A 26,810-nucleotide genomic window follows, 5' to 3' on the forward strand; every position below is an offset into this window, starting at 1 on the left:
GCCCTTGCCCGCCGCCGGGCCATGATGTGAGGGACCGGGGGCACCCGGTCCCTCGGACTCATCGGACTCAGTCGAAGGGACCAGACCATGACCACGATCCTGGTGACCGGCGGTACGGGAACCCTGGGCCGGCTCGTCGCCGAGCGCCTGCGCGCGGACGGGCACGAGGTCCGGGTGCTCAGCCGGCACAGCGAGCCGTACGCGGCCGATCTGCGCAAGGGCGGTGACGCGCTGGACCGGGCCGTCGAGGGCGTGGACACGATCGTGCACTGCGCGACCACCCCGACCGGCGGGGACGAGCGGGCGGCGGCGCATCTCCTGGCGGCGGCACGCTGGGCCGGGGTGCGGCACTTCGTCCACATCTCGATCGTCGGGATCGAGCGGGTGGACTTCCCGTACTACCGGGTCAAGCTCGCCGTCGAGAAGCAGATCGAGCGGTCCGGCGTGCCGTGGACCATCCTGCGGGCGACCCAGTTCCACGACCTGGTCGCGCGGCTGTTCGACGCCTCGTCCAAGCTGCCGGTGATGCCGGTGCCCGCCGGCGTGTCCGACCAGCCGATCGAGGTGGCCGAGGTCGCCGACCGCCTGGCCGAACTGGCGCAGGGCGCACCGGCGGGCCGGGTGCAGGACATGGGCGGCCCCGAGGTCCGCACGCTCGAGTCCCTGGCCCACGCCTATCTGAAGGCCACGGGCCGCAAGCGCCGTGTGACGAACATGCCGCTGGGCGGCAAGGCGTACCGGGGCTTCACCGCGGGCGGCCACCTGACCCCTGAACTGGCGGTGGGGAAGGGCACGTTCGAGGAGTACATGGCCCGCCGCTCCCGGTGACCCGGGACGGGGCAGGCGACCGCCGGGCCCTCGGCCCCGTCACTGCTCGGCCGGCGCGAACAGCTCCTCCTGGGCCCGTTCCCTGGCCGTGAGCAGGGCCCCCCGCAGGACCGCCGTCCCGCCGAGTCCGCTCGGGCGGACCTCCGTGGGCAGGGGGGACATACGGCGGACGCGGTGGGCCACACGGGTCGCGAGGGCTGCGCCGCCCGCCTGGCCGACCTCGCCGCCGAGGACGAGGCAGCCGGGGTCGAGGATCGCGACGACGGAGGAGACGCCCACGGCGAGCCGGTCGGCGAGGATGTCGAGGAAGGCGTCGGCGCCGTCCGCCACCGCGGCCCGCACGAGCGCGGCGGCGGGGGGCTCCGGACCGGTCGACCCGGCCGACAGCCCGTGCTCCCGGGCCAGTTCGGTGATCGCCGCGGACCCGGCCAGCGAGTGGAAGCCTCCGTCGCAGGCGGTCGCGGAGGGCAGCCCGGCCGTCCCCGGCACGGGCAGGAAGCCGATCTCGCCGGTCCCGCCGGACGCGCCGCGCCGCAGGGTGCCGTCCAGGACGACCGCCGCGCCGGTGCCGTGCCCGAGCCAGAGCAGGACGAACGTGTCCCGGTCCCGCGCCGCGCCCTCGCGCTGTTCGGCGACGGCCGCGAGGTTCGTCTCGTTCTCGACCCGGACCCGTGCCTCGGGAAGGCGTTCCTGGAGGGTGGCGACGAGCCGGCGGTGCCACGCGGGCAGCCCGGTCGAGTCGCGCAGCTCCCCCGTAGCGGGGTCGATGAGCCCGGGAGCGCCGATGACGAGGGTGTGCAGACGGTCGGCGCCCGCCTCCTTCGCGACGCGTTCGACGAGCGCGACGGCCTGCTCGACGGCGGGCCCGGTGCCCGTGTCGTCGCCGATGGGCACCGAGGAGTGGGCGAGGGCCCGGCCGAGCAGGTCGGAGACGACGACCGAGACGCCCTCCATGCGGACGTCGAGCGCGGCCAGGTGGGCACGGTCGGCGACGATCCCGTAGAGCCGCGCGTTCGGGCCGCGCCGCTGCTCCCCCGATTCCCCGACGACCTCGATCAGCCCGGACGCGGCGAGCCGCTCGACGAGGTCGGCGACCGTGGGCCGGGACAGTCCGGTGAGCTGCTTCAACTGCCCTGCCGTCAACGGCCCTTCCTGCTGGAGCAGGCGCAGGGCGAGTCGGTCGTTGATGGCCCGGGCGGTGCTGGGGGATGCGGGCATGCCGGGGATCCTTCCAGATCGGCGCGGCCGGACGGCCTCCGCCCCGACCCGTGCCCCGCCCTGGAACCCACTATCTATCAGGCAGGGTCCCTGATAGTTTACGCGACCGTGGGGTCCACAGGCCGCGAAGGGGCGGGAGAGCATGAGTGAAGTGCTGTACGACCAGCGGCAGGTGAAGCGCGCACGGTACGCCGTGGCCGCCGCCTTCACCGTGCACGGCGCCGTGACCGGATCGTTCGCGACCCGGGTGCCGTGGATCCAGGACCACGCCTCGGTGAGCGCGGGCCAGCTGGGCCTCGCCCTCGCCTTCCCCGCGCTGGGCGCCTCCCTGGCCATGCCGCTGGCGGGCCGGATCAGCCATCGCCTCGGCGCGCGGAACGCCCTGCGGCTGCTCATGTCCCTGTGGACGCTGTCGCTGGTCCTGCCCGCGCTCTCGCCGAACCTGCCGACGCTGTGCCTCGCGCTGTTCGTGTACGGCGCCTCGGCCGGGATGGCGGACGTGGCGATGAACGCGCTCGGCGTCGAGGTGGAGAACCGGCTCGGCAGGTCGATCATGTCCGGGCTGCACGGGATGTGGAGCGCGGGCGCCCTGATCGGCTCGGCGGCCGGCACGCTCGCCGCCCATCTGGGCTCGGACGCGCGTGTCCACCACGCCCTGGCGGCGGCCACGCTCACCGTGCTCGGGATCGTGGCGTGCCGCTGGGTGCTGGACATCCAGCCCGCCGAGGACGAGGAGCCGCCGCCCCGCTTCGCGCTGCCGCCGAAGTCGGCGCTGCTCATCGGCGCCGTCGGGTTCTGCGCGGTGTTCGCGGAGGGCGCGAGCCTGGACTGGTCGGCGGTCTATCTGCGCGACCAGCTGGAGACCTCGGCGGGGCTCGCCGCCGCGTGCACGACGGGCTTCACGCTCACCATGGCCGTCGCGCGGATCGCGGGCGACCGGATCGTGGACCGCTACGGCTCGGTGCGCACGGTCCGGGCCAGCGGTGTCCTCGCCGTGCTGGGCGGGCTGATGATCGTCGTGGCGCCGAACCCCGCGACGGCGATGGCCGGGTTCGCGCTGATGGGGCTGGGCATCGCCGTGGTCGTGCCGCTCTGCTTCGCCGCGGCGGGGCGCAGCGGCTCCAACCCGAGCCTGGCCATCGCGGGCGTCGCGACGATCACGTACACCTCGGGTCTGATCGCCCCGAGCGCGATCGGCACCATCGCCCAGGCGACGAGCCTGGTGGTGTCGTTCACGCTGGTGACCGTGTTGGCGGGCGGTCTGGTGGCGTTCGCGGGCGTGCTGCGCGGCGGTGACCGGGACCGGCCGAAGGTCAGTGTTCCGCCGGCCGCAGCAGTTCCCGACCGGCGGCCCTGAACCGGTCGCTCCACGGCGTGGGGCGCAGCGTCGCGGAGTCCAGCCGGACCAGGACGCGGGCGCCCCGCGCGTAGGTCGTGGCCCCGTCCCGCGAGCAGAACCGGAAGCCGTACGTCAGTCCGGTGGTGCCGAGCCGTTCCAGCCACAGGTGCACGGCGTAGACGCCGGCCTTCGTCACGGGCGCCTCGTAGGAGATGCGCAGTTCCCTGACCGCGTTGCAGGCGTCGCCGGCCGCGGCCCAGTCGCCCTCGAAGCGGATGCCGTGCTCCTGCCACAGCTCGGTCCAGGCCTGTTCGACCTTGAGCGGGTAGCGGGCGTTGTGCAGCAGCCCGAGCGCGTCCAGGTCGTCGAAGTGGACGGTGACGGGCATCAGCCGGCCAGGGGTCAGGGCGGGGGCAGTCGGGGCTTCGGCGGTCACGGCTGGTGCTCCAAGGACGTACGGCGGGACCCGTCCATGCTAAGCGGGCGCTCAGTAGCCGTTCACCCCCGGGTCGGTGACCTGCGCGGATCTCCCTGACAATGATCCGGACAGCCGCTCGTACGAGGAAAGCGAAACCGCACCATGGATCTTGGCGTCCGCTGGAAACTGCACGGCGACGGACGCACCCCCGCGCCCGGGGCGGTGGTCCGCCCCGACGAGCGGCTGTCGTGGCCGCGCACGGCCGGGCTCGGCGCGCAGCACGTGGTGGCGATGTTCGGCGCGTCCTTCGTCGCCCCGGTCCTGATGGGTCTGGACCCGAACCTCGCGATCATGATGTCCGGCGTCGCGACGGTCATCTTCCTGCTGGCCACGCGCGGCCGGGTGCCCAGCTACCTCGGCTGTTCGCTCTCCTTCGTGGGCGTCGCGGCCGTGATCCGCGCGCAGGGCGGCACGAGCGCGACGGTGACCGGCGCGGTGTTCGTGGTCGGGGCCGCGCTGTTCCTCGTGGGGCTCGCCGTGCAGCGGTTCGGGGCGCGGATCATCCATGCCGCGATGCCTCCGATCGTCACGGGCGCGGTGGTCATGCTGATCGGCTTCAACCTCGCTCCGGTGACCGCGTCGACGTACTGGCCCCAGGACCAGTGGACGGCCCTGCTGGTGATGCTCTTCACCGGTCTGGCGGTCGTCTGTCTGCGTGGTTTCTGGTCCCGGATCGCGATCTTCCTCGGCCTGGTCTTCGGGTACGGCGTCTCGTGGGCGTTCGACCGGATCTTCGGCCGTATCCACGCGGCCGACGCGAGCGGCCAGGTCACCGACCACTGGCGGCTCGACCTGTCCGGTGTCGGCCGCGCCGACTGGATCGGACTGCCGGACTTCCACGGCCCGAGCTTCCAGTGGTCGGCGATCCTGGTGGCCCTGCCGGTCGTCATCGCGCTGGTCGCGGAGAACGCCGGACATGTCAAGGCCGTCGGCGAGATGACCGGCGACAACCTGGACGACCGGCTCGGTACGGCGATCTCGGCGGACGGCGTCGGCTCGATGCTGTCGACCGCGCTCGGCGGCCCGCCCAACACCACGTACTCCGAGAACATCGGCGTGATGGCGGCGACCCGGGTCTACTCGACGGCCGCGTACTGGGCCGCCGCGGGGTTCGCCCTCCTCTTCGGCCTGTGCCCCAAGTTCGGCGCGGTCGTGGCCGCGATCCCCGGCGGGGTGCTCGGCGGGATCACCGTCATCCTGTACGGCATGATCGGCCTGCTCGGCGCGCAGATCTGGATCAACGCCGGGGTGGATCTGCGCAATCCGCTGAATCTGGTCCCGGCCGCCGCGGGCATCATCATCGGCGTCGGCGACGTGACGATGAAGTTCACGGACACGTTCTCGCTGAGCGGCATCGCCCTCGGCACGCTGGTCGTCATCACCGGCTACCACGCCCTGCGCGCCTTCGCCCCGCCCCACCTGAAGGACCAGAAGCCCCTCCTGGACGAGGGCACGTCGAGCTACGACGACGCCAAGTCGTAGGCGTAGGACGGGGTGAACGTCCCCGGTGAGCCCTTGCAGCCGTCGGACTCGCCGGGGAGCTTCACCCAGAGGTAGCCGTCGATGCGCGGCTCGCCGGTGTCGAGGGTCGGGGTGCGGCCCAGGCTGCGGCCGTCGGGGTCGCACCACTCGCCGTCGGCCGGGGCGCCGTTGCCGTTGCGGCTGGTGTCGATGATGGCGCCGAGGCTCGACGGACCACCGAGGGCGGCGAGGACCTGGCGGTCGTAGGCGGCCTCGTCGGCGGTGCGGTGGAAGTTGGAGACGTTGCTGAAGACGCCGTCGGAGGACGCGGCCGACCCGGCACCGGCCTGGCGGAGCAGGTCCGCCTGCTTGGCCGCCGGGTTCCAGCCCGAGTGACCGGCGTCGTAATACACCCGCGCCCTCGGGTTGGCGGCCTTCAGGACGCGGCCCGCGCGGGCCAACGAGGCGAAGCGGCCCGCGCGTTGACCGCTGGACAGGCAGTCGGCCTGGGCGATCGAGTCGGGCTCCAGTATCACCACGACCTCGCCCGAGCCGAGCCCGGCGGCGAACCGGTCGATCCAGGCGTCGTACGCGTCGAGGTCGGGCGCCCCGCCCTCGGAGGCGCCGCCGCAGTCCCGGCCCGGGATCGCGTACGCCACCACGACGGGCACCCGGCCCGACGCCGCGCCGCCCCCGGTGACCGCGCGCACCCGGGCGGTGATGGTGCCGGGCGCGTACTCGGCGAACCAGACGGCCGCGGGCTGGTCGGCGATCCGGGACTTGATGAGCGCCTGGCGCGGGTCGCCGGAGTGGTCGCGGACCCAGTCGAGGACCTGGGACTCGGGATGGCGGTACAGACGGGTGGAGGCGGCGGCGCTCTGCGACGCGGCCCTGGTCGGCGTGGGTGTCGCGGTGGGGCTCGCCTTCCTCTTCGGGGACGCCGAGGCGGAGGCCGTCCTCGTCGCCGAGGGCGTGGGCGACGACTCGGCAGGCAGGGGCGCGAAGCTGACCGGCCGGGTCACCTCGGGCCGGGCCTCGTCCGCGCCGCGGTCGTCCTCGTCCAGCGCCGACACCAGCCCGCTCACGGTCCCGACGGCGACCACCACGGACGCCACCGCGGCCATGCCGCCCCGCCGCGCGGCCCGCCTGCGGGCGGTCCTGCGCTCCGCGAGCCGGTGGGCACGTAAGCCAGCCACCTGTGCTTCCCCTCCCCCGCGGCGACCGCGTTCCCCCGTTCTGGGGAAGCCTCCGGCCCGCCGCCACTTCGGCCAGCGTAGGACTGGGACCCTGCGTGCATGGCGCAGTTGGAGCACTTCACCACTCCCGTCGACCGGGTGATCGACCGCATGCGTGTCCTGGACGGGACCCTCCCCGAGCGGGACGGCGTCGCGGTCTTCAACCGCGTCTACCTCGCCGTCACCGAGGCCCTGGACCGGTACGTCACCGCGGGCCGGTTCGCGGACGCCCGAGCCGCGATCACGCTGGACGTGCGGTTCGCGGAGCGGTACCTGGCGGCCGTCGGGGCGGTGGCCGACGACCGGCGTCCGCCCGCCTGCTGGCGCCCCCTGTTCCAGTACCGCCGCCACCCGGGCGTACGTCCGCTGCAGTTCGCGCTCGCGGGCATCAACGCGCACATCGGGCACGATCTCGCGCTCGCCCTCGTGGACACCTGTCGTACGCTCGACTGCGAACCCGTCGATCTGGAGGACGAGTTCGACCGCGTGGGCGATCTGCTCGTCTCGCTGGAGGAGCGCATCCGCGAAGATCTGATGCCGGGTCCCGACCTCCTCCAGATCGCCGACCCGCTCACCCATCTCCTCGGCGCGTGGAGCCTGGACCGCGCCCGCGACGCCACCTGGACCGCGGCCCGCGCCCTGTGGGCCCTGCGCGGACTGCCGGACGTGGCCGAGGAGTTCAGGGAACGCCTGGACACGGCCGTCGGCTTCGCGAGCCGCATGCTGCTCACACCCCTGCCCGACTAGGGCCTCCGGGCGAACGCCCGCTAGTCCTCCGGGAGTTCGACCGGGGCGATCTCGTCGTACACGTCACCCGGGCCCGGGTTGGTCGGGTCGGTCGCGCCGTCGAAGTGGCGCATGACGCCCCAGACGGCGTTGAGCGCGGTCTGGACGGCGCCCTCGGCCCAGCCGGCGGTCCAGGAGATGTCGTCGCCGGCGAGGAAGATGCCGCGCTTGTCGGCGGGCAGCCGGTCCTGCATGAAGTGGGTGAACAGGCGCCGCTGGTAGCGGTAGTGGCCGGGCAGGTTGGCCTTGAACGCGCCCATGAAGTAGGGCTCGTTCTCCCAGGACACGGTCACCGGGCTGCCGATGACGTGCTTCCTGATGTCGACCTTCGGGTAGATCTCGCCGAGCGACTTCAGCATGACCTCCATCCGCTCGTTCGCGGACAGCGGCAGCCACTTCAGGCTGTCGTCGCACCAGGTGTAGGAGAGGCAGATGACGGCGGGCCGGTCCGGGCCGTCGTCCAGGAGGTAGGTCCCGCGGGTCATACGGTCGGTGAGGGTCATCGACATGACGTCCCGGCCCGTCGGATTGCCCCTGTCGTCGACGGCCTTGTCCAGCCAGAAGGGCCGGTCGACGGGCACGAAGAGCTTCGAGGACTCCATGTAGTGGGTGCGCTCGATCGCCGTCCAGTGGTCGATCGGGAAGAGCGAGTCGTCGCAGGCGATCTTCGAAAGGAGCATCCAGGACTGGGCGGTGAAGATCGCCGCCCGGTAGGTGCGGATGCCGCCGTCCGCGTCCGTCACGGTGATCCGGTCGCCGGCCGTGCGGTGCATGCGGGTCACGGCGGGGCGGGGTGCGCCGCCCTCGTGCAGGCTCGCCAGCGAGGTGCCGTACGCCCAGTGGACGATCTTCTCGGGCTCGCGCTCCCACAGCCGCAGCGGCAGTTGCTGGCTGCCGCCGACGATCCCGCGGTGGTGGTCGTCGGCCTCGCTGTAGACGACGCGGAGGATCTCCAGGATGGAGTTGGGGAAGTCGGTGTCCCAGCCGCCCGTGCCGAAGCCGACCTGGCCGAAGATCTCGCGGTGCCGGAAGGACCTGAACGCCTCGGAGTCGCAGAGGAAGCCGTAGAAGGTCTGGTTGTCGAGCTTCTCGACGAGCCTCGCCCAGATCTCCCGGATGCGCGGGACGTCCCGCTCGCGCATGGCCTGGTTCATGTCGGAGAAGTCGGCGCCCTCTTCGAGGCACGTGTTCCACGCCGCGGCGACATCGCGGTACACCTGCGGGAGGTCGTCGACCGTCTCCGCGTAGTGCGACTCGCCCTTGAGGTCGACGACCGTCGAAGGGGTGGATTCCGCGAGGGGGTTGGGGAAGGGCCGCGTCTCCAGGCCCACCAGGTCGATGTAGTGCTGGAGGGCGGTGGAGGAGGGCGGGAAGCGCATGGCGCCCATCTCGGCCGTGAGCGAGCTGTCGCAGCCGTCGAACCCGACGGTCCGCAGCCGCCCGCCGATCCGGTCGGCCTCGTACACGACCGGCTTCAGGCCCATCTTCATCAGCTCGTACGCCGCCACGATCCCGGAGAGCCCGCCGCCGACGACCGCGACCTCGGTGCCGTGCTCGGTCGCCGGTATCTGGCCGAGGCCCGCCGGGTGGGCGAGGAAGTCGTCGTACGCGTAGGGGAAGTCCGGCCCGAACATGGTGATCGGCGGCTGCTGCTCGTCGGCGTGCTGGACGGCGTTGGGCACCATGGACGTCATGGGGTGGGGACTCCTTGCGACTGCTGCGAGAGCTGCTGGGGGCTGCGCGGGGCGGGATGTTCAGACGTAGAGCTCGGGACGCCGGTCGAGCAGATACGGGTTGGCCTCGCGGGAAGCGGCCAGGAGCACGGGATCGGCGTCGGCGGACACCAGTTGCTCCGCGCGTCCGGCCCGGGCCCGCGCCACCCCGTCGGGTCCGGCCAGGACGGACAGCCCGACGAACTCGAACTCCCCCTCCCGGCCGACCCGGTTGACGTAGGCGACGTACATCTGGTTCTCGAAGGCGCGCACCGGGATCATCGACTCGGCGACGAACTGGAACGGGTGCATCTGCGCCGTGGGGACGATCAGCAGGTCCGTGCCGGCGACGGCGTGCGCCCGGACGTTCTCCGGGAACTCGACGTCGTAACAGATCAGCAGGCCGACGCGGAGGCCGTTCAGCTCGGCCTGGACGACCTGGCGCCCGCCCGGGGTGAAGTGCTCGCGCTCCAGGCAGCCGAAGAGGTGGGTCTTGCGGTAGTTGGCGAGACGGGCGCCCTCGGCGGAGACGAGCTGCGCGGAGTTGAACACGGCGTCCCCGTCGCGCTCGGGGTATCCGTACGCGATCGCGATCCCGTGCCGCCCGGCGATCTCCGCGACGGCGTCGGCGCTGTCGCCGTCGGCGGGCTCGGCGAGCCGGGCGATGTCGTCGCCGATCGCGTACCCGGTGAGGAACATCTCCGGTGCCGCCAGCAGCCCGGCGCCCGCCGCGGCGGCCCGCTCCGCGGCCTCGTCGAGGACCTTGAGGTTCCCGAGGACCGAACCGGGGCGGCCGGAGCTCTGGAGCAGGGCGGTGCGCATGGGTGATCCTCACCGGGGCGGAAGAGACGGTCGCGGGGGCCACTGGAGAGGGCCTCCTAGACGGTACGGGCGGCTGACCAGGCCGGACAAGAAGGACCCGTTGCGTGCCGTCCAGCGGTTCATTGCGTGTCCGGGCGCCCCGGCGGCGATTCGTTGCGCCGGCGCCCCAGGACCACCGCGACCGCCAGGTACGGCACCGCGAGGATCGCGAAGACCGTGCCGTGGGAGGCCGCGCGGCCGAGCAGCGCGTACGCCGCGAAGGTCACCACCGTCACCAGTTCGGTGCCCAGCCCCGCCACCGAGGTGAGGGTGGCCCGGCGGGTGTCGTCGATGCGGTGCTGGAGGCGGACGTCGGCGACGACCTCCGCCAGCTGGAAGCCGCCGAAGGCCAGGCCGACCAGGGCGATGCCGGCCGGCGTGCCGGTCGCGGCGCCGACGGCCAGGGCGACGGCGGAGCCCGCGAGCAGCCGGGCCAGGCCGGTGGTGCCGAGGCGCTCGGCGGACCCGGCCAGCAGGCTCGCCGCCGTGACGAGCGTCCACACGACAAGGATCAGATACGGCACCGTCGCCTCCGCCACCCCGGTGTCACGGGCCAGCAGGGGCGTGTACTCGTCGAGCGCGCCCCATACGGCGGCGACGGCCGGGACCAGCAGGAGCGCCCCGCGCACGGAGCGGTTCCCGCGGACCTCGGCCAGTCCGCCGCGCAGGGTCGCCCACCAGCCCGCTCCCCCGCTCTCCCGGCGCCCCCGGTGCTCCGGGAGCCGGGTCGCCACGACGGCGGCCAGCACGCAGGCGGCGACGCTCGCCGCGCCCACGGCCCGGTGGCCGCCGAGCGCGAACACCGGTCCGGCGAGCCCGATCGACGCCATGGTGGCGACCAGGCGCGCCGCCCGGACCCGGCCCATGACGCGCGCGTACCGGCCGGCGGACCCGAGCCGGTCCAGTTCGTCGTAGGCCAGCGCCTCCAGGGAGCCGGAGCACAGGGCGCCGCCGACACCCCACAGGACGAACCCGGCGGCGAAGGCCGCGTAGGAGGGCACGAGGACCCACAGCGCGAAGCCGGCGGCGTTGAACAGGGGGCCGGTCCACAGCAGCAGCCGCCGGGAGACGGCGTCGGCGAGCGCGCCGGAGGGGACCTCCAGCACGACGGCCGTGACCGACCACAGGGCGAACAGCGAGGAGATCTGCCAGAGCGACATCCCCGTGTCCGCGAACAGCAGCGCGTACACGGGGTAGAGCAGCACGAAGTCGTCGAGGAACGAGTAGCCGTACAGGGTCCGCGTCAGACGGCGGACGGCGGCTCCCGTCGCGGGGACGCGCGCGGGTGTGAGTGTCATGGGGCCTTCCCGGAAGGGCGGTTCGGACGTCGTCTGCGCAACGGCGTCCGAGGCGGCCCTCGGGAGGCTCCACGGGTCCTGCGGGTCCTGCGGGACCTAGGGGTCCCGCGCGTACCGGGGGTACTGCCGGTGGATCAATGTCGCCAGGTCATGACACCGATGCTAGACACTCCCGGCGCCGCTGCCCAGTGAGAATGCGGTGATCACGGCGGCGTGGTCGGACGGCCAGGCGTTGTCCTCGACGTCGGGCCAGTTCCGCGGGGTGCCGCTGACGTGGGTCCGGGAGTCCAGCACGCGCAGCCCCCGGTGCAGCACGAAGTCGATGCGGTCCTGGGGCTCGGGCCGGCCGCCGTCCTCGTGCTCGTCGTGCACCGGCGACCAGGTGTGGCCGGGGTCGCGCACCGGATCCGGGTGCGCCTCGCGGTAGGAGTCCGCGAAGCCCGCCTCCTCGGCGGCCCTGGTGACCGGCCAGGGGGTGTCCGGCCGGTCCAGGTGGGAGGGGCAGTTGAAGTCGCCGACGAGCACCACGGGGACGTCCGCGGTGGCGGTGGCGTCGATCCTGGCGAGCGTGTCCCGCATCTGCGCGAGCCGCACCCCCTCGTGCGCGGTCGGGTCGCCGTCGGTGACGTACGGCCCGTAGTCCTCGTAGTCAAGGTGGACCGTCCAGACGTCGACCTCCCCGCACCCCGTGTCGACGCGGACCCCGGCGGCGCCGTAGAAGCCGACGTCGGGGTCGCCGAGGACGGCCGTGATCGGGTGGCGGCTGATGACGCCGAGGTTCTTGCCGGCCCGGTGGTGGTGCCAGCCGAGCGCCTCGGCGAGTTCCCCGGCCGCGCTGCCGTACGTCTCCTGGAGTCCGATCACGTCCGCCCCGGTCTCGGCGACGACCTGGAGCTGCTTGGCCCGGTGGTCGCGGACCTTGGTGCCGCCGTACCAGAGGTTCCAGGTCATGACGCGCAGGCGGCCCGGCAGCAGGGAGCGCAGAGTGGCCGGGGTGACGTCCTCCAGGCTGGGCCGGACGGTCCGTCCCGGCGCCGGCTCGATGGGGGCGAGGGACGGGACGGCGAGCACGGCGCAGCCCGCGGCCTCGGCGGAGGCGACGCCGGTCTCGGTGTCCTCGACGGCGACGCAGTGCGCGGGCTCGACGCCGAGGGCGCGGCAGGCGGCGAGGTAGGGGTCGGGGGCGGGCTTGGTGCGGTCGGTGTCGTCGGCGGTGACGGAGACGGCGAAGCGTCCGGCGCCGAGCACGTCGAGCACGGTGGCGGCGACCGACCGGGGCGAGGCGGTGACCAGGGCGGTCGGTACGCCGTCGCGGGCGAGGGCGTCGAGCAGGGCGAGCGCGCCGGGGCGGGGGACGACCCCGGTGCGGACGCGGTCGGCGAACTCGCGGTGCAGGACGTCGGCGAGGTCCCCGGCCGGCGTCGCGGTGGCGGCGGCGAGCCATGCCGCGGTGTGCTCGACGGGGCGGCCGAGCACGTCGGGCCGGTCCGCCTCGGTCAGGGGCCGTCCGGCGACCCGTTCCACCGCCTCCCACCACAGGCGCTCGGTGTCGACGAGCGTGCCGTCCATGTCGAACAGGACGGCCCGGAGCGGGAGTCGGGTCATGTCAGCCTCTTTCCTACGGGGTTCACGCGCACCTGGTTCCGTCGTGGGCGTGGGTCAGGCGGTGCGTTCCGCGACCAGCACGGGCCGCTCGGGCAGGGACACGTCCACCGGCGCCCCGGCCGTCAGGTCCCCGGCCTCGTGCGCGGGCAGGTCGGCCTTGACCTCGGTGCCGTCGGCGAGCCGGACGGTGACGCGTACGGCCGCGCCCAGGAAGGACGTGGCCAGCACCCGCGCCTTGCCGTCCTCGGCGGCGTTCACGCGCACCGCCTCGGGCCGTACGAGCACGTCGACCTCGGCCGTGGCCGGGACGGGCCCGTCGACCGGGAGCCGCTGTCCGAGGACATCGGCGACGCCGTCGGTGACGCGCCCGGGGACACGGCTCATCGTGCCGACGAACTCGGCGACGAAGGGGGTCGCCGGGCGGCCGTACAACTCGGCCGGTTCCGCGCACTGTTCGAGCTTCCCGGCGTGCATCACGGCGACCCGGTCCGCCACGGACAGGGCCTCCTCCTGGTCGTGGGTGACGAACAGGGTGGTGATCCCCAGCTCCTGCTGGAGCCGCCGGATCTCCTCGCGGAGGCTGAGCCGTACCTTGGCGTCGAGCGCCGACAGCGGTTCGTCCAGGAGGAGCACCCGGGGGCGCAGGGCGAGCGCGCGGGCCAGCGCGACCCGCTGCTGCTGGCCGCCGGAGAGCTGGTGGGGGAAGCGCCCGCCCTTGTCGGCGAGGCCGACCAGCTCCAGCAACTCGGCGGCGCGGGAACGCCGTTCGGCCGTGCGGACCTTCCGCATCCGCAGTCCGAACGCCACATTGTCGACGGCGTCGAGATGCGGGAAGAGGCTGTACGACTGGAAGACCATGCCGGCGTCACGGCGGTGCGCCGGGACCCGGGTGACGTCCTCGCCGTCCACCAGCACCTCGCCGGAGTCGGGCTGTTCGAACCCGGCGAGCATGCGCAGGGCGGTCGTCTTGCCGCAGCCGGAGGGGCCGAGCAGCGCGACGAGTTCACCGGGCCGCACGGTCAGGTCGAGCCCGTCGAGGGCGACGGTGGAGCCGAACTCCCGCCGCAGCCCGCGGAATTCGACGGTGGCCGCGTTCTCGGTCGTGTTCATGCGCCTTCCCGGGAGCTAGTACGGGTCCGTCGGCCGGTGCGCCGGCCGTCGGGGGTGCGTCCGCCGAAGCCGGCCAGGACGAGGAGGAGCACCCAGGTCACGAGCAGGCTCAGTACGGACACCGCGACGGACATCTGGGCCTGCGAGCCGCTGGTGTTGACGATCCAGACGGCGAAGGGCTGGAAGCCGAGCAGCTGGGCCACGGTGTACTCGCCGAGCACCAGGGCCAGGGTGAGGAAGGAGGCGTTGAGGAGCGCGCCGCGCAGGTTGGGCAGCACGGCCCCGACGAGCGCCTGCGGCCAGTTCGCGCCGCAGCTGCGGGCGGCCTCGACGAGGGTGCGGACGTCGACGGCACGCAGCCCCGCGTCGAGCGCCCGGTACACGAACGGCAGCGCCATCACGACGTAGGCGAGGACGAGCACGAACGGGAAGTCGGGGTTCTGGAGCGCCACGAAGGTCTGGAACAGCGGGGTGCGCGAGAGGTGTTCGGGCCCCCACTTCAGGACCGTGATGATCCCGGCGACGAACGCGATCGGCGGGACGACGAGCGGCAGCGAGCACACCACCTCGACCACGGGCCGCAGCCGGGGCGAGCCGAGCCGGAGCGCGACCAGGGCGGGGACCGTCAGCAGCAGGACGAGGACGATGGTGACGACGGCGAGTTCCAGCGAGAGCAGCAGGCTGGAGACGAAGCCCTCGGTGGAGAAGATCTGCGTGTAGGCGTCGAGGGTGAGGCCCTGTCCCGGCACGTCGACCGTGAAGACGACCGACGCGGCCAGCGGCACCAGGAAGTAGAGGCCGGCGAGGGCGAGGACGCCCCACCGCCACAGGTTCAGGCGAGCCATCGGGCACTCCTGCGCTGGAGGGGCAGGTACACGGCCATGACCAGCCCGGCGATCAGGACCATGTCGAGGCTGAGCGCGAGGGCCACGTTCTCCTGGCCCACGAGGACGTTGCCGGAGAGGGCGTCGGCGATCTGGAGGGTGATCAGCGGGAAGGAGCTGCCCATGATCGCGGCGGCGGTGGCGTACGCGGCGAAGGCGGTGCCGAAGAGCAGCACGAACCCGCCGAGGAGGGTGGGCAGCAGCACGGGCAGGGCCACGTGCAGCCAGTACCGCGCGGGGGTCGCCCCGTTGTTGAGGGCGGCCTCGCGCCACTGGGTGCGCAGGCCCTCCAGGGCGGGGGTGATGGTGAGGACCATCAGCGGGATCAGGAAGTAGAGGTAGACGATGACCAGTCCCCAGAAGCTGTAGAGGTCCCAGCCCTTGTCCGTGAGGCCGAGGCGCCGGGTCAGCACGCCCGCGTTGCCGAGGGTGGCGACGAAGGCGAAGGCGAGGGGGACGCCGCCGAAGTTGGCGAGGACCCCGGAGGCGGTGAGGACGCCCTCGCGCAGCGCGCGGTGCGGGGAGGTGACGACGGCCTGCGCGAGCGGCAGCCCGAGCAGGGTCGCGAGGCCCGCGGAGACCACGGACAGCTTGACGCTGCCGGCCAGGGCGGTGAGGTAGGCGCCGCCCAGGGAGGTGGTGAGGTTGGCCGTGCTGTAGGCGCCCGTGGCCTTGTCGGTGAAGGCGCCGCTGAGGACGGCCCAGGCGGGGATCCCGAAGGCCACGGCGGTGAAGGAGAGGAGCGGGACGACGGCGAGCCAGCCGAGCGGCCGGCGCCGCCGCTTCAGGTGAGCGGCGGGCGCCGTACCGGCCCGCGGGAGGGTGGCCGTCATCCGGAGACGGCCTTCGCCCAGCCCTCGGCGAGCGCCGTCTTGGCCTTGTTCTGCTGGTCCTCGCTGGGGAAGGTGGGCGTTCCGGTGACCTCGGGCAGCTTGGCGGCGGCCGTCGCGTCGAGGGTGCCGGCCTGGTCCAGGGCGGGCATCAGGACGGGGCGGGCGTAGCCCTTGAGCCAGAGGTTCTGGCCCTCGGCGCTGTAGAGGTACTCCTGCCACAGACGGGCGGCGGCGGGGTGCGGGGCGTCCTTGTTGACGGCCTGGGAGTAGTACTGGGCGTACTGGCCGTCGGAGGGGACGGAGACCTTCCAGTCGAGGCCCTTGGAGGCGAACTCCTCGGCGTACCCGGCGTTGAGGTAGTCCCAGTCGATGCTGATGGGCGTCTCGCCCTTCTCGACGGTGGCCGGGGTCGACTCGACGGGCGTGTAGTTGCCGTTCTTCTTCAGCTCGGCGAAGAAGTCGAGGCCGGGCCGGATGTCGTCGAAGGAGCCGCCGCTCGCGAGGGAGGCCGCCCAGACGCCGGCGAAGGCCGAGCCGGACTTGGTGGGGTTGCCGTTGAGGGCGACCTGGCCCTTGTACTGCGGCTTGAGCAGGTCGGCGAAGGTGGTCGGGCAGGTCTTCACGCGCTTGGCGTCGCAGCCGATGGAGACATAGCCGCCGTAGTCGTTGTACCAGCGGGCCTGCGCGTCCTTCTGGCCCTCGGGGATGTCGTCGTAGGCCTCGACCTTGTAAGGGGCGAGGAGGTCCTGCTGGGCGGCGCTGATCGCGAAGGAGCTGCCGAGGTCGAGGACGTCGGGCGCGCGGTCCTGGCCCTTGCGGGAGGTCACGGCGTTGATCTCGTCCTGGCTGGCCGCGTCGGGGTTCTCGACGGAGATCTTGATGCCGTACTTCTTCTGGAAGCCGTCGATCAGAGCGCCGTAGTTGGCCCAGTCGCGGGGCAGCGCGATGGCGTTGAGCCTGCCCTCCTTCTTGGCCGCCGTCACTAGGGCGGCCATGCCGCCGAAGTCGGCGGCGGAGGTGGCGGTGGCGGCGTTCTTGCCGTCGGCGGTGGTCGAGGAGTTCTCGGGGGCGGCGCCGCAGGCACTGAGGGCGAGGGCGGCGAGGACGCCGAGGGCGGCGGTTCTCGGCAGGGACACGGTCACGGCTTCTCCAGGGGACGCGCGAGGGTGTGCAGGAGCCAGCAGCAGGAGACTCGTCCGGACCCGTCTGAGGACCGGCCTCCAGAACTTGTCTGAACAAGTTGGCCCCAGTAAGGCCGCCGATGGTGTCCTGTTCGTAAACACTGCCGAAACCCTGACCCCCTGTTTTCCGGACATTGCCATCCGCCACGAGTCACCGTCCGGGGTCGATTACCCTGGTCACGCTGTGCACTGCCGGCCACTCAGAGGGGAAGCATGGGGGCGCGACACGAGGAGATCGCCGACGAACTGCGCCGGGCGATCGACCGCGAGGAGTACACGGTCGGCAGCCTGCTGCCCGCCGAGACGGAACTCGCCGGGCGCTACGGGGTCTCGCGCGGCACGGTCCGTCAGGCGGTCGCCGCGCTGACCGCGGAGGGGCTCATCGGCTCCCGCCAGGGCGCCCGCCGCGTGGTCCTCGCGAGCCGCCGCAGTCAGAGCTTCGCCGAACTGCGCAGCTTCGCGCAGTGGGCGAGGGCGATGGGCCGCGCGGCGACCGGGCACGTCGTGGCCCAGGAGTACCGCCCGGCCACCGCCGAGGACGCGATCCGCCTCCAACTGACGTCCGGCACACCGGTGCTGCACGTCCTGCGGGTCCGCGGCCTGGACGGCGAACCGGTGCTGCTGGAGCGCACGGTGTACGCCGACTGGATCTCCCCCACCGTCGAGGCCGTCGAACCCGACTGCCCCTCGGTCACCCAACGCCTGTACGACGACACGGGGTTGGTCTTCGCGTACGGCGAGCACGTCATCGACGCGGTCGCGGCGGGCGCCCAGGACGCCGAGCTCCTCGCGGTCCGCCGCACCAGCCCGCTGCTGCGGGTCCGCCGGGTGACCACCACCCGCGAGGGCCGCCCGGTCGAGTGGTCCGACGACCGCTACCGTTCGGACGCGGTGAGCTTCAGCGTGCACAACTCGATCGGCAACAACGCGCTGGCCCGCAAGACGGCCGGCTGACGGCCCGCGCGGCGCGGCTCAGGCCGGCGAGCCCGAGGAGAAGCGGCGCAGCAGGGGCGACAGCACCAGCACCGACTTGGTGCGTTCCACGAACGGCTCCCCCGCGATCCGCTCCAGGACCCGCTCGAAGTGCCGCATGTCGGAGGCGAAGACCTGGACGACCGCGTCCGCGTCCCCGGTGACCGTGGAGGCGGCGACGACCTCCTGGTAGCGCTCGAGACCCTTGCGGATGGTGTCCGGGGAGGTGTTGTGCCGGCAGTAGATCTCGACGAACCCCTCGGTCTCCCAGCCCAGGGCCGAGGGGTCCACCCGGACGGTGAAGCCGGTGATGGCGCCGGTCGCCCGCAGCCGGTCCACGCGCCGCTTCACGGCGGGCGCGGACAGGCCGACGAGTTGCCCGATGTCCGCGAAGGACCGGCGGGCGTCCTCGGCGAGGGCGTGCACGATGCGTTCGTCGAGATCGTTCAGCACGGTGGGTCGATCACTTCTCAGACGGTGCGGGTGACGAGGGTGCGGACGCCGCCGGACAAAAGCGGTGACGGCCGTACACGAAGTAGACCACGAGCCGGGCCGCCGTCCGGCCCCTGACCGGGAGCGTTCAGCACACGTCCCGGGTGAGGAACACGCAGGCGTCGACGCTCTCGTGCGGCTGCCCGTCGTCGCCCTCGTAGGACCAACGGTCGTGGTAGGCGACGAGCGGCTCGTAGCCGAGCCGGGCGTACAGCGCCGCCGCGCGCGGGTTGTCCTTCCCGACGCCGATGCCGACGGTAGCGATGCCCCGCCGCGCGACGAGGTCCTCGGCGGCGCGGATCAGGGCGGTGCCGATGCCGCGCGAGCGCAGCTCCTCGGGCCGGACGCCCAGGGCGTTGATCTCCGGGCACCGCACGGTGACCTCGGCGGCCTCGCAGCCGTTCCACCGCACCTCGGCATGGCCGACGGGCCGCCGGCCGAGCCAGGCGACGAGATAGGTGCTCTCGCCCCGCTCCTGCCGTGCGAACCGGCGGGCGTGGAACGACAGGGTTCCGGGCGAGCCGATGTGCCGGTCGAGCAGCTCGACGTCACCGGGGCCGCAGACGGTGATCTCCATGGCCCGACCGTAACGGCCGGGGGACCCCGGCGGCCCCCGGTTTTCCGCCGGGGGCCACGGCCGCGCCTCAGCTCCAGCTGGCGTGCAGCGGCTTGCCCTCGGCGTACCCGGCGGCGCTCTGGATGCCGACGACGGCCTTCGCGGCGAACTCCTCCAGGGAGCCCGCGCCGGCGTAGGTGCAGGAGGAGCGGACGCCCGCGATGATCGAGTCGATCAGGTCCTCGACACCCGGGCGGGCCGGGTCGAGGAACATGCGGGAGGTGGAGATGCCCTCCTCGAACAGCGCCTTGCGGGCCCGGTCGTAGGACGACTCGTCGGAGGTGCGGTTGCGGACCGCGCGCGCCGAGGCCATGCCGAAGGACTCCTTGTACAGACGCCCGCCGGCGTCCTGCTGGAGATCGCCCGGGGACTCGTAGGTCCCCGCGAACCAGGAGCCGATCATCACGTTGGACGCGCCGGCGGCGAGCGCCATGGCGACGTCGCGCGGGTGGCGGACACCGCCGTCGGCCCACACGTGCTTGCCGTACTTCTTCGCCTCGGCCGCGCACTCCAGGACCGCGGAGAACTGAGGTCGGCCGACGCCGGTCATCATGCGGGTGGTGCACATGGCGCCGGGGCCCACTCCGACCTTGATGATGTCCGCGCCCGCCTCGATCAGGTCGCGCACGCCCTCGGCGGCGACGATGTTCCCGGCCACGATCGGGACGTGCGGGTCGAGCGCCCGGACGACCTTGATCGCGCTGATCATCGACTCCTGGTGGCCATGCGCCGTGTCGATGACGAGCGTGTCGACGCCCGCGTCCAGAAGCTGCTTGGCCTTGCCCGCGACGTCGCCGTTGATGCCGACTGCGGCGGCGACCCGCAGCTTGCCGTCCGCGTCGACGGCGGGCGAGTACAACGTGGCGCGCAGGGCGCCCTTGCGGGTCAGGATGCCGGCGAGACGGCCCTCCGCGTCGACGGCGGGGGCGTAGCGCCGGTTGGCGGTGTCGAGGCGGTGGAAGGCCTCGCGCGGGTCGATGTCCGCGTCGACCAGCAGCAGGTCGCGCGACATGACCTCGCCGAGCTGCGTGAAGCGGTCGACGCCGGTCAGGTCCTGGTCGGTGACGACACCCACGGGACGGCGGTCCTCGTCGACGACGACCCCGGCGTTGTGCGCGCGCTTGGGCAGCAGGGCCAGCGCGTCGGCGACGGTCTGGTGCGGGGCCAGCACGATCGGGGTGTCCAGGACGTGGTGGCGGCTCTTGACCCAGGAGATGACATCGGTGACGACGTCGATCGGGATGTCCTGCGGGATGACGACCAGGCCGCCGCGCCGGGCCATCGTCTCGGCCATCCGGCGTCCGGCGATGGCCGTCATGTTGGCGACGACCAGCGGGATCGTGGTGCCCGAGCCGTCCGGGGAGCTGAGATCCACGCCCTGCCGCGAGCCGACGGCGCTGCGGCTCGGGACCATGAAGACGTCGTCGTAGGTGAGGTCGTACGGGGGCTGGATGTCGTTGAGGAAACGCACGTGCTGCACATCCCAGTCGATCAGAGGTCGCCCCCGGACAGGTCAGCCAAGGGGGAAGAGCACGTACTTCATTCTCCCACGCCGACCGGAATGCGATGCCCGGTCACATCGTCCAAGCAGGTCAGAGGATCATTCGGAGGTTCCTCCAAGGGCGAGCGCCACCGTGACCGCGGAGGCCTCGGAGAACACCTCGCGGGCCACCGCCCACTGCTCGGGCCGCGCCCCGGCGTACCGCTCCCAGTTCCGTACGACGACGACGATCCCCGCCTCGACGGCCGCCTCCGGCCAGAATCCCGGGTCGCGGAGGACGTCGGCCAGCGCGTCCCAGTTGCGGCCGAACCAGTCCGGCAGCGACAGATCCCGGGCGCAGCGGTCCATGAGGTCCGCCTTGTCCCCGACGCCGGCGAGGTCCAGCGTGACGACGGCCTCCGTCATCTCAGCACCGCCCTGAACGAGTCGTAGTGATCATCGGTGTAGTAGATCTCGTCGCCCCGCCCGGTGACAATGCGCCGGGCTCCGCGATCGCGCGAGCCCGGCGTGGGAACGGTGTATTCGTGGTAGTAACCGCGCTGTCGGGCGGGCAGCAGCTTCTCGAAGTTCCCGAAGACACTGCCGTCCTTGCGGTACGGGAACGGCCCGCCCGCGTCGATGAGCCGCAGCGTCTCCCGCGCCTGGACGGGCAGCCGGGACTCCCGGACGGTGGCCAGGTCGCTGGCCCACGCGGGGGCACCGGCGTCGGTCGGGGCGCAGCCGGCCAGCACCAGCACGCACAGCAGCACCCGGGAGACGAACCGCAGCAGCATGTCCCCCACGCTGCCACGGCCCGCCCCCGACGACCTTCCGTCAGAGACCGTCCGGGTCGGTCCGGTTGAGCGCGGGCTTCGGCGTCGGCCCCGCCGCCATCAGCACGTCGGCCGCCGACGTGTCGGTGACGAGGCTGGTGACGAGCCCCGACCGCAGCACCGCGTCGATCGCCATCGCCTTGCGCGCCCCGCCCGCGATCGCCACGACCTCGGGGATGCGGCGCAGCTGGTCGGCCTTGACGGTGATGCACCGCTCGCCGAGGTCCCGGCCCACCCGGCGCCCCTGGGCGTCGAAGAGGTGCGCGGACATCTCGGCGGCGACCCCGAGGGACGCGTAGTGCGACCGCTCGTCGTCGCTGAGCATGTCGTGGACCGTCGAGATCCCGGGCTCCCAGGAGCCGATGGAGACACACGCGACGGTGACCTTGTCGAAGTACTCGAAGGCCCGCGCGATCCCCGTCTGGTGGCGCAGCGCCGCCGCGGTGGCCGCGTCGGGCAGCAGCATCGGCGCGTAGATGGGGTGGGCGTCGCCGCCCGACACCTGCGCGGCGCGCCGTACCGCCTCCACGGAGCCGCGCTCGGCGGTCCCGGCGTCGTAGACACCGGTCAGCTGCACGACCGTGCAGGGCGGCAGCCGGTCGAGGGCGGCGGCCATGTGGATGGTGGACCGGCCCCAGGCCAGGCCCAGCACATCGCCCTCGTCGACCAGCTCACCGAGCAGGTCGGCGGCCACCTCGCCGAGATTCTCCGGGTCGGGCGACTCCTCGGCGTCGGCCGGGGACTCCACGACGACCGCGTGCCTGAGGCCGTACCGGGCGCGCAGCGCGTCCGAGCGCTCGGCGTCCAGCTCGGCCGGGACGCGGATCTCGATCCGCACGAGATCCCTCTCGAGAGCGGTCTCCAGGACCCGCGCCACCTTGAAGCGGCTCACGCCGAACTCCTCGGCGATCTGGATCTTGGACTTGCCCTCAAGATAGAAGCGGCGGGCCATGGCCGCCGCCTGCACCAGCTCAGCGGGTCCCATCCGCATGGCTGACCGGCCCGCCGACATACCCGACACGGCCATCTCCTCACTGCTGTTCACACTCTGGATTCGCCGTTCATCCTTGCAGATCCGGCGGACTTGATCAGCCCTGATCGGAGCCGTTCACGTTCTCTTGGTTCAGTGTCCGCATGCCCAGGAGGCCTTCGCCGTGGCGGATTCCGCCTGGCCGCGCAGCGCGCGGACCGCCTCGGCCGGGTCGGACGCGTTGTACACCGCCGAACCGGCGACGAAGACGTCGGCGCCCGCGTCGGCGCACCGCTCGATGGTCGAGGCGGAGACTCCGCCGTCGACCTGGAGCCACAGTTCGAGTCCGTGCTTGCTGATCAACTCGCGGGTGCGGCGAATCTTCGGGAGCATGATGTCGAGGAAGGCCTGCCCGCCGAAGCCCGGCTCCACGGTCATGATCAGCAGCATGTCGAGCTCGGGGAGCAGGTCCTCGTACGGCTCGATCGGCGTCGCCGGCTTCAGCGCCATGGAGGCGCGGGCGCCCTTGGCGCGGATCTCCCGGGCGAGCCGGACCGGGGCGGCGGCGGCCTCGACGTGGAAGGTGACCGAACCGGCCCCCGCCTCGACGTACTGAGGTGCCCACCGATCGGGGGCCTCGATCATCAGATGGCAGTCCAGCGGAGTGTCCGTCGCCCGGGCCAGGGACTCTACGACCGGCACACCGAGCGTGAGGTTCGGGACGAAATGGTTGTCCATGACGTCGACGTGGAGCCAGTCGGCTCCCTCCACCGCCTTCGCCTCGTCCGCGAGGCGGGCGAAGTCTGCGGACAGGATGCTGGGGTTGATCTGCGCGGCCATGCCCCAAGCCTCCCACGTCCGGGCACTTGTGTTCGCCCCGGTCCGGACCTGAGCCGTTCACCGGATGCCGGGAACGGGCCCCGCGTGACATATTGGGCCGCCGAGCGTGCGGGCGAACGGCTGCGGGGGTGGCCATGACGAACGACCGAGACGTGGTCCCGGGCGAGGACGGGGGCAGGGGCCGGGGCATCGCGCATCTCGTCTGCGGACGCCGGGCCAAGTGGGTGGTGCTGTTCCTGTGGCTGGCGGTGCTCTTCCTGACGGCACCCTTCGCGGCGAAGCTCACCGACGCCCAGGACAACGACGCCGCGTCCTGGCTGCCGGGCTCGGCGGAGTCCACCCAAGTCCTGGAGATCTCCAAGGACTTCAGGCCCGAGCAGATTCCCGCGGTGGTCGTGTACGCCCGCGAGAGCGGCCTCACCGCGGCCGACCGGGCCCGCATCGAGGACGACGTCCGGCAGATCGAGCAGCTCCGCGCCCACGGCGTACGGGGCGCCGAGACGCGCGGTCCGACGTACGACCGGGAGACGGACCCGCGCGCGGCGCAGGTCTATGTCCCGATCACCATGGACGAGAAGGGCTGGGACGAGATCGCGCCCGCGGTCGACTCGATCCGGGAGATCGTCGGCACGGGAAGCGCCGGGTTCGCCGTGCACATCACCGGCCCCGGCGGAACCTCCGCGGACTTCTCCGAGGCGTTCGAGGGGATCGACTCGACGCTGCTGCTGTCGGCGATGGCCGTGGTGATCGTGATGCTGCTGATCACCTATCGCAGCCCCACCCTGCTCCTGGTGCCCCTGCTCTCGGTGATCGTCGCCCTGTTCACCGCGCAGGCCTTCATCTACCTCCTCGCGGAGCACGCGGGCCTCACCGTCAACGGCCAGAGCGCGGGCATCCTGACGGTGCTCGTGTTCGGCGCGGGGACGGACTACGCCCTGTTGCTGGTCGCCCGCTACCGGGAGGAGCTGCGCCGGCACGACGACCGGCACGAGGCGATGGCGCTCGCCCTGCACCGCGCGGGCCCGGCGGTGATCGCCTCCGGCGCGACCGTCGTCCTGAGCATGCTGGTGCTGCTGGTGGCGGAGATGAACTCCACGCGCGGGCTCGGTCCGGTGGCCGCGATCGGCGTGGCGGTGGCGCTGCTGGCGATGATGACCCTGTTCCCGGCGCTGCTGGTGATCTGCGGCCGGTGGATCTTCTGGCCGGCCGTCCCGCACCTCGGCTCGTCCGACCCCACCGACAGCGGCATCTGGGCCCGGCTGGGCCGCCGTATCGCCCGCCGCCCGCGCCTGACCTGGGCCGTCACCGCGGTGGTCCTGGCGATCTGCTCGCTGGGGCTGATCCAGCTCAAGGCCGAGGGCATCAGCAACGCGGACGCGTTCACCGGGAAGCCGGACTCGATCGCCGGCCAGGAGGTCTCCGAGACGTACTTCCCGGCGGGCAGCGGCGACCCGCTCGTCATCATCAGCGACGAGGCCCGGGCCCGCGAGGTCGGCGCGGCCGTCGCCGCCACCGAGGGCGTCGTGCCCGACTCGCTCGGTGTGCCGCCGGGCACGAAACCGGTGCACGAGGGCCAGGTGCTCTTCGAGGCGACGATGACCGACCCCGCCGACAGCGAGGCGGCGAAGCAGACCGTCGACCGGGTGCGGGACGCCGTGCACGCGGTGCCCGACGCGGACGCCCTGGTGGGCGGCGGTACGGCAGCCCTGCTGGACATGGACCGGGCCACCGCGCACGACAACAAGCTGATCATCCCGCTGGTGCTGGTCGTGGTGCTGCTGATCCTGGGCTTCCTGCTGCGCGCCCTGGTCGCACCGGTGCTGCTGATCGGGACGGTGATCCTGTCGTTCACGGCGGCGCTCGGCATCAGCGCGCTGTTCTTCCGGTACGTCTTCGACTACGCGGGCGAGTCGACGGACTTCCCGCTGTTCGTCTTCGTCTTCCTGGTGGCCCTGGGCATCGACTACAACATCTTCCTGACGACCCGTATCCGCGAGGAGGCGGCCCGCCAGGGGACCCGTACCGGGGTGGTGACCGGCCTCGCCGCGACGGGCGCGGTCATCACCTCCGCGGGCCTGGTCCTCGCCGGCACCTTCGCCGCCCTCGGCACGCTGCCCATGGTGGCCTTCGCCGAGATCGGGTTCGCGGTGGCGCTGGGCGTGCTGCTGGACACGTTCGTGGTGCGCTCGGTGCTGGTGACGTCCCTGTTCCTGGACGTCGGCCCGAAGGTGTGGTGGCCGGACCGGCTGTCCCGGGAGGACGGGAACGCGCCCGTGCCGACCGAGGCGGAGCCGGCCGGCCGAGCGCCGGAGTAGCTCAGCCCGTGCGCCGGACGATCGCCAGGTACATGGCGTCCGTGCCGTGCAGATGCGGCCACAGCTGGACGTCCGGCCCCTCGCCCAGATCGGGCACGCCGGGCAGCAGCGGGCGCGCGTCGACGAGTTCGCTGTCGGGCCGCTGCTTGAGCACGTCGGCGACCACGGCCCGCGTCTCGGCGAGATGCGGCGAGCAGGTGGCGTAGCCGACGACCCCGCCGACCCGCACGGAGTCGAGCGCCGTGAGGAACAGTTCGCGCTGGAGCGGCCCGAAGCCCTCCAGGTCCTCGGGGCGCCGCCGCCACCGTGCCTCGGGCCTGCGGCGCAGCGCGCCGAGTCCGGTGCAGGGCACGTCCATCAGGACCCGGTCGAAGGACCCGGCCCGCCACGGCGGGCGGGTGCCGTCCGCGGCGATGACCTGGTACGGCCCCGGGTTCCCGGCCAGCGCCTTGGCCACGAGTCCGGCCCGGTGCGGCTGCTTCTCGGAGGCGAGCAGCGCGGCCCCCCGCTCGGCGGCGAGCGCGGCGAGGAGCGCGGCCTTGCCGCCGGGTCCGGCGCATCCGTCGAGCCACCGCTCGTCGGGTCCGTCCAGGGGCGCGTTGGCGAGGGCGGTCGCGACGAGCTGGCTGCCCTCGTCCTGCACGCCCGCACGGCCCGTCCGCACGGCCTCGATGGCCCCGGGCTCGCCGCCCTCGGCCAGCCGCACGGCGTACGGCGACCAGCGCCCGGGCACGGCGGACTCCTCCGTGAGCAGCTCCCCGGTCGTGGCGCGGCCCGGCCGGGCGACGAGGGTGACCTCGGGCCGTTCGTTGTCGGCCGCGAGCAGCGCCTCGATGCCGGCCCGTCCGCCGCCGAGCGAGTCCCACAGGGCGGAGACGACCCACCGGGGATGCGAGTGCACGACGGCGAGATGCTCTTCGGGGTCGTCCTCGTAGGGCGGGGCGACCTTGGCGACCCAGCCGTCCAGGTCGTCCTGGGCGACCTTGCGCAGCACGGCGTTGACGAACTTGGCCCGCCCGTCGCCGAGCACCACCCGGGCCAGCTCCACGGAGGCGGAGACGGCGGCGTGCGTGGGGATGCGCGTCCCGAGGAGCTGGTGCACGCCGAGGCTCAGCACGTCCAGCACCGGCGGGTCGACCTCGCGCAGCGGCCGGTCGATGCAGGCGGCGATGACGGCGTCGTAGGTGCCCTGCCGCCGCAGCGTGCCGTACACCAGCTCGGTGGCGAGGGCGGCGTCCCGTCCGTCGAACTTCTCCGGCCCCTCCTTCTCCCGCGCCTTGCGCAGCAGCGGCGGCAGGACGAGGTTCGCGTAGGCGTCCCGCTCGTCGACCGCCCGCAGCGCCTCGAAGGCGAGCATGCGGACGGGGTCCTTCTTGGGCCGGCGGTAGGGCTTGCCGGACGTACGGGGCCGAGGGGACTGGTCGCTCACGAAAAAGGTGCTCCGGATGTGATGAAGGGATACG

General features: G+C 72.8%; 25 protein-coding genes. 6 read left to right on the forward strand and 19 right to left on the reverse strand.

From position 1 onward, the window contains the following. Nucleotides 1-87: 87 nt before the first annotated feature. The gene (locus tag ACIPSE_RS34830) at nt 88-828 is read left to right on the forward strand and encodes an SDR family oxidoreductase (RefSeq protein WP_401670741.1); all 741 of its coding nucleotides are present in this window, start codon (nt 88-90) and stop codon (nt 826-828) included. A 39-nt stretch (nt 829-867) separates the two neighbouring features. Here the strand turns inward: ACIPSE_RS34830 and ACIPSE_RS34835 are convergent, their stop codons facing one another. Continuing rightward, the gene (locus ACIPSE_RS34835) at nt 868-2,046 is read right to left on the reverse strand and encodes an ROK family transcriptional regulator (protein WP_401670744.1); all 1,179 of its coding nucleotides are present in this window, start codon (nt 2,044-2,046) and stop codon (nt 868-870) included. Nucleotides 2,047-2,188: 142 nt separating this feature from the next. Between ACIPSE_RS34835 and ACIPSE_RS34840 the strand changes: the two genes are divergently transcribed. Next, nucleotides 2,189-3,403 carry an MFS transporter gene (locus tag ACIPSE_RS34840; protein ID WP_401670746.1) on the forward strand — a complete coding sequence of 405 codons (1,215 nt, stop codon included), beginning with the start codon at nt 2,189-2,191 and terminating at the stop codon, nt 3,401-3,403. Here ACIPSE_RS34840 and ACIPSE_RS34845 read toward each other — a convergent pair. After that, entirely contained in the window at nt 3,360-3,821 is a 462-nt protein-coding gene (locus tag ACIPSE_RS34845) for an acyl-CoA thioesterase (RefSeq protein ID WP_401670749.1), read from the reverse strand. The two genes, ACIPSE_RS34840 and ACIPSE_RS34845, sit on opposite strands and share 44 nt — an antisense overlap. 144 nt (nt 3,822-3,965) lie before the next feature. Here ACIPSE_RS34845 and ACIPSE_RS34850 point away from each other — a divergent pair, with 144 nt between their 5' ends. Continuing rightward, entirely contained in the window at nt 3,966-5,345 is a 1,380-nt protein-coding gene (locus ACIPSE_RS34850; protein WP_401670752.1) for a uracil-xanthine permease family protein, read from the forward strand. On the opposite strand, the gene ACIPSE_RS34855 is transcribed toward ACIPSE_RS34850, so the two are convergent. Then, nucleotides 5,324-6,448 (reverse strand): glycoside hydrolase family 6 protein, encoded by a 1,125-nt coding sequence (locus ACIPSE_RS34855; RefSeq protein ID WP_401671302.1) that lies wholly within the window; start codon nt 6,446-6,448, stop codon nt 5,324-5,326. The genes ACIPSE_RS34850 and ACIPSE_RS34855 overlap by 22 nt on opposite strands. Before the next feature lie 171 nt (nt 6,449-6,619). Here ACIPSE_RS34855 and ACIPSE_RS34860 point away from each other — a divergent pair, with 171 nt between their 5' ends. Beyond that, nucleotides 6,620-7,306 (forward strand): DUF5995 family protein, encoded by a 687-nt coding sequence (locus ACIPSE_RS34860; RefSeq protein ID WP_401670754.1) that lies wholly within the window; start codon nt 6,620-6,622, stop codon nt 7,304-7,306. Nucleotides 7,307-7,326: 20 nt separating this feature from the next. On the opposite strand, the gene ACIPSE_RS34865 is transcribed toward ACIPSE_RS34860, so the two are convergent. The 8 genes from ACIPSE_RS34865 to ACIPSE_RS34900 all read right to left on the reverse strand — a co-directional run bounded on the left by ACIPSE_RS34865 (nt 7,327) and on the right by ACIPSE_RS34900 (nt 16,790). Beyond that, nucleotides 7,327-9,039 carry a flavin monoamine oxidase family protein gene (locus ACIPSE_RS34865; protein WP_401670757.1) on the reverse strand — a complete coding sequence of 571 codons (1,713 nt, stop codon included), beginning with the start codon at nt 9,037-9,039 and terminating at the stop codon, nt 7,327-7,329. Nucleotides 9,040-9,099: 60 nt separating this feature from the next. Next, nucleotides 9,100-9,879: a carbon-nitrogen hydrolase family protein gene (locus tag ACIPSE_RS34870; RefSeq protein ID WP_401670759.1), complete on the reverse strand. Its 780-nt coding sequence runs from the start codon at nt 9,877-9,879 to the stop codon at nt 9,100-9,102. A 119-nt stretch (nt 9,880-9,998) separates the two neighbouring features. Next, nucleotides 9,999-11,216: an MFS transporter gene (locus ACIPSE_RS34875; RefSeq protein WP_401670762.1), complete on the reverse strand. Its 1,218-nt coding sequence runs from the start codon at nt 11,214-11,216 to the stop codon at nt 9,999-10,001. 162 nt (nt 11,217-11,378) lie between these two features. Beyond that, nucleotides 11,379-12,821, reverse strand: coding sequence for an HAD-IA family hydrolase (locus ACIPSE_RS34880; RefSeq protein WP_401670764.1), 1,443 nt, complete (start codon nt 12,819-12,821; stop codon nt 11,379-11,381). A gap of 54 nt (nt 12,822-12,875) precedes the next feature. Continuing rightward, nucleotides 12,876-13,931 carry an ABC transporter ATP-binding protein gene (locus ACIPSE_RS34885; RefSeq protein ID WP_401670766.1) on the reverse strand — a complete coding sequence of 352 codons (1,056 nt, stop codon included), beginning with the start codon at nt 13,929-13,931 and terminating at the stop codon, nt 12,876-12,878. Beyond that, a complete protein-coding gene (locus ACIPSE_RS34890; protein ID WP_401670769.1) occupies nt 13,928-14,776 on the reverse strand; it encodes an ABC transporter permease in 849 nt (282 codons plus the stop codon). Before ACIPSE_RS34890 ends, ACIPSE_RS34885 begins: the two co-directional genes overlap by 4 nt. Then, the gene (locus tag ACIPSE_RS34895; RefSeq protein WP_401670771.1) at nt 14,764-15,648 is read right to left on the reverse strand and encodes an ABC transporter permease; all 885 of its coding nucleotides are present in this window, start codon (nt 15,646-15,648) and stop codon (nt 14,764-14,766) included. The genes ACIPSE_RS34890 and ACIPSE_RS34895 overlap by 13 nt, the downstream gene beginning before the upstream one ends. Further along, entirely contained in the window at nt 15,645-16,790 is a 1,146-nt protein-coding gene (locus tag ACIPSE_RS34900) for an ABC transporter substrate-binding protein (RefSeq protein ID WP_401670774.1), read from the reverse strand. The genes ACIPSE_RS34895 and ACIPSE_RS34900 overlap by 4 nt, the downstream gene beginning before the upstream one ends. Nucleotides 16,791-17,042: 252 nt before the next feature. Here ACIPSE_RS34900 and ACIPSE_RS34905 point away from each other — a divergent pair, with 252 nt between their 5' ends. Then, nucleotides 17,043-17,783 carry a GntR family transcriptional regulator gene (locus ACIPSE_RS34905; protein ID WP_401670776.1) on the forward strand — a complete coding sequence of 247 codons (741 nt, stop codon included), beginning with the start codon at nt 17,043-17,045 and terminating at the stop codon, nt 17,781-17,783. Between the two features lie 18 nt (nt 17,784-17,801). Here ACIPSE_RS34905 and ACIPSE_RS34910 read toward each other — a convergent pair whose 3' ends face one another. The 7 genes from ACIPSE_RS34910 to rpe form a co-directional block, all read right to left on the reverse strand. Further along, nucleotides 17,802-18,254, reverse strand: a complete 453-nt coding sequence (locus tag ACIPSE_RS34910; protein ID WP_401670779.1) for an Lrp/AsnC family transcriptional regulator — start codon at nt 18,252-18,254, stop codon at nt 17,802-17,804. Between the two features lie 127 nt (nt 18,255-18,381). Further along, nucleotides 18,382-18,870, reverse strand: coding sequence for a GNAT family N-acetyltransferase (locus ACIPSE_RS34915; RefSeq protein ID WP_401670782.1), 489 nt, complete (start codon nt 18,868-18,870; stop codon nt 18,382-18,384). A 67-nt stretch (nt 18,871-18,937) separates the two neighbouring features. Further along, on the reverse strand, nt 18,938-20,380 hold the full coding sequence (locus ACIPSE_RS34920; protein ID WP_401671304.1) for a GuaB1 family IMP dehydrogenase-related protein: 1,443 nt from the start codon (nt 20,378-20,380) through the stop codon (nt 18,938-18,940). Nucleotides 20,381-20,509: 129 nt separating this feature from the next. After that, nucleotides 20,510-20,815 (reverse strand): barstar family protein, encoded by a 306-nt coding sequence (locus ACIPSE_RS34925; protein WP_401670785.1) that lies wholly within the window; start codon nt 20,813-20,815, stop codon nt 20,510-20,512. After that, nucleotides 20,812-21,183, reverse strand: a complete 372-nt coding sequence (locus ACIPSE_RS34930) for a ribonuclease domain-containing protein (RefSeq protein WP_401670788.1) — start codon at nt 21,181-21,183, stop codon at nt 20,812-20,814. The genes ACIPSE_RS34925 and ACIPSE_RS34930 overlap by 4 nt, the downstream gene beginning before the upstream one ends. Nucleotides 21,184-21,223: 40 nt before the next feature. Continuing rightward, a complete protein-coding gene (locus tag ACIPSE_RS34935) occupies nt 21,224-22,267 on the reverse strand; it encodes a sugar-binding transcriptional regulator (RefSeq protein WP_401670791.1) in 1,044 nt (347 codons plus the stop codon). A 78-nt stretch (nt 22,268-22,345) separates the two neighbouring features. Continuing rightward, nucleotides 22,346-23,032, reverse strand: a complete 687-nt coding sequence (gene rpe, locus ACIPSE_RS34940; RefSeq protein WP_401670794.1) for a ribulose-phosphate 3-epimerase — start codon at nt 23,030-23,032, stop codon at nt 22,346-22,348. Nucleotides 23,033-23,166: 134 nt separating this feature from the next. On the opposite strand from rpe, the gene ACIPSE_RS34945 reads away from it, so the two are divergent. Further along, the gene (locus ACIPSE_RS34945; protein WP_401670797.1) at nt 23,167-25,347 is read left to right on the forward strand and encodes an MMPL family transporter; all 2,181 of its coding nucleotides are present in this window, start codon (nt 23,167-23,169) and stop codon (nt 25,345-25,347) included. A 1-nt stretch (nt 25,348) separates the two neighbouring features. On the opposite strand, the gene ACIPSE_RS34950 is transcribed toward ACIPSE_RS34945, so the two are convergent. Continuing rightward, the gene (locus ACIPSE_RS34950) at nt 25,349-26,776 is read right to left on the reverse strand and encodes an RsmB/NOP family class I SAM-dependent RNA methyltransferase (protein WP_401670800.1); all 1,428 of its coding nucleotides are present in this window, start codon (nt 26,774-26,776) and stop codon (nt 25,349-25,351) included. Nucleotides 26,777-26,810: the final 34 nt, after the last annotated feature.

This window comes from Streptomyces sp. NPDC090106 (assembly GCF_044747265.1).
In the GTDB taxonomy this organism is placed as follows: domain Bacteria; phylum Actinomycetota; class Actinomycetes; order Streptomycetales; family Streptomycetaceae; genus Streptomyces.

Bases quoted from the DNA above. Each gene is read 5' to 3' on its own strand.
- rpe (WP_401670794.1), bottom strand. From the start codon at position 23,032: ATGGCCGCGCAGATCAACCCCAGCATCCTGTCCGCAGACTTCGCCCGC.
- ACIPSE_RS34860 (WP_401670754.1), top strand. From the start codon at position 6,620: ATGGCGCAGTTGGAGCACTTCACCACTCCCGTCGACCGGGTGATCGAC.
- ACIPSE_RS34880 (WP_401670764.1), bottom strand. From the start codon at position 12,821: ATGACCCGACTCCCGCTCCGGGCCGTCCTGTTCGACATGGACGGCACG.
- ACIPSE_RS34945 (WP_401670797.1), top strand. From the start codon at position 23,167: ATGACGAACGACCGAGACGTGGTCCCGGGCGAGGACGGGGGCAGGGGC.
- ACIPSE_RS34865 (WP_401670757.1), bottom strand. From the start codon at position 9,039: ATGACGTCCATGGTGCCCAACGCCGTCCAGCACGCCGACGAGCAGCAG.
- ACIPSE_RS34890 (WP_401670769.1), bottom strand. From the start codon at position 14,776: ATGGCTCGCCTGAACCTGTGGCGGTGGGGCGTCCTCGCCCTCGCCGGC.
- ACIPSE_RS34895 (WP_401670771.1), bottom strand. From the start codon at position 15,648: ATGACGGCCACCCTCCCGCGGGCCGGTACGGCGCCCGCCGCTCACCTG.
- ACIPSE_RS34930 (WP_401670788.1), bottom strand. From the start codon at position 21,183: ATGCTGCTGCGGTTCGTCTCCCGGGTGCTGCTGTGCGTGCTGGTGCTG.
- ACIPSE_RS34835 (WP_401670744.1), bottom strand. From the start codon at position 2,046: ATGCCCGCATCCCCCAGCACCGCCCGGGCCATCAACGACCGACTCGCC.
- ACIPSE_RS34905 (WP_401670776.1), top strand. From the start codon at position 17,043: ATGGGGGCGCGACACGAGGAGATCGCCGACGAACTGCGCCGGGCGATC.
- ACIPSE_RS34850 (WP_401670752.1), top strand. From the start codon at position 3,966: ATGGATCTTGGCGTCCGCTGGAAACTGCACGGCGACGGACGCACCCCC.
- ACIPSE_RS34830 (WP_401670741.1), top strand. From the start codon at position 88: ATGACCACGATCCTGGTGACCGGCGGTACGGGAACCCTGGGCCGGCTC.
- ACIPSE_RS34875 (WP_401670762.1), bottom strand. From the start codon at position 11,216: ATGACACTCACACCCGCGCGCGTCCCCGCGACGGGAGCCGCCGTCCGC.
- ACIPSE_RS34925 (WP_401670785.1), bottom strand. From the start codon at position 20,815: ATGACGGAGGCCGTCGTCACGCTGGACCTCGCCGGCGTCGGGGACAAG.
- ACIPSE_RS34885 (WP_401670766.1), bottom strand. From the start codon at position 13,931: ATGAACACGACCGAGAACGCGGCCACCGTCGAATTCCGCGGGCTGCGG.
- ACIPSE_RS34915 (WP_401670782.1), bottom strand. From the start codon at position 18,870: ATGGAGATCACCGTCTGCGGCCCCGGTGACGTCGAGCTGCTCGACCGG.
- ACIPSE_RS34840 (WP_401670746.1), top strand. From the start codon at position 2,189: ATGAGTGAAGTGCTGTACGACCAGCGGCAGGTGAAGCGCGCACGGTAC.
- ACIPSE_RS34855 (WP_401671302.1), bottom strand. From the start codon at position 6,448: ATGGCCGCGGTGGCGTCCGTGGTGGTCGCCGTCGGGACCGTGAGCGGG.
- ACIPSE_RS34870 (WP_401670759.1), bottom strand. From the start codon at position 9,879: ATGCGCACCGCCCTGCTCCAGAGCTCCGGCCGCCCCGGTTCGGTCCTC.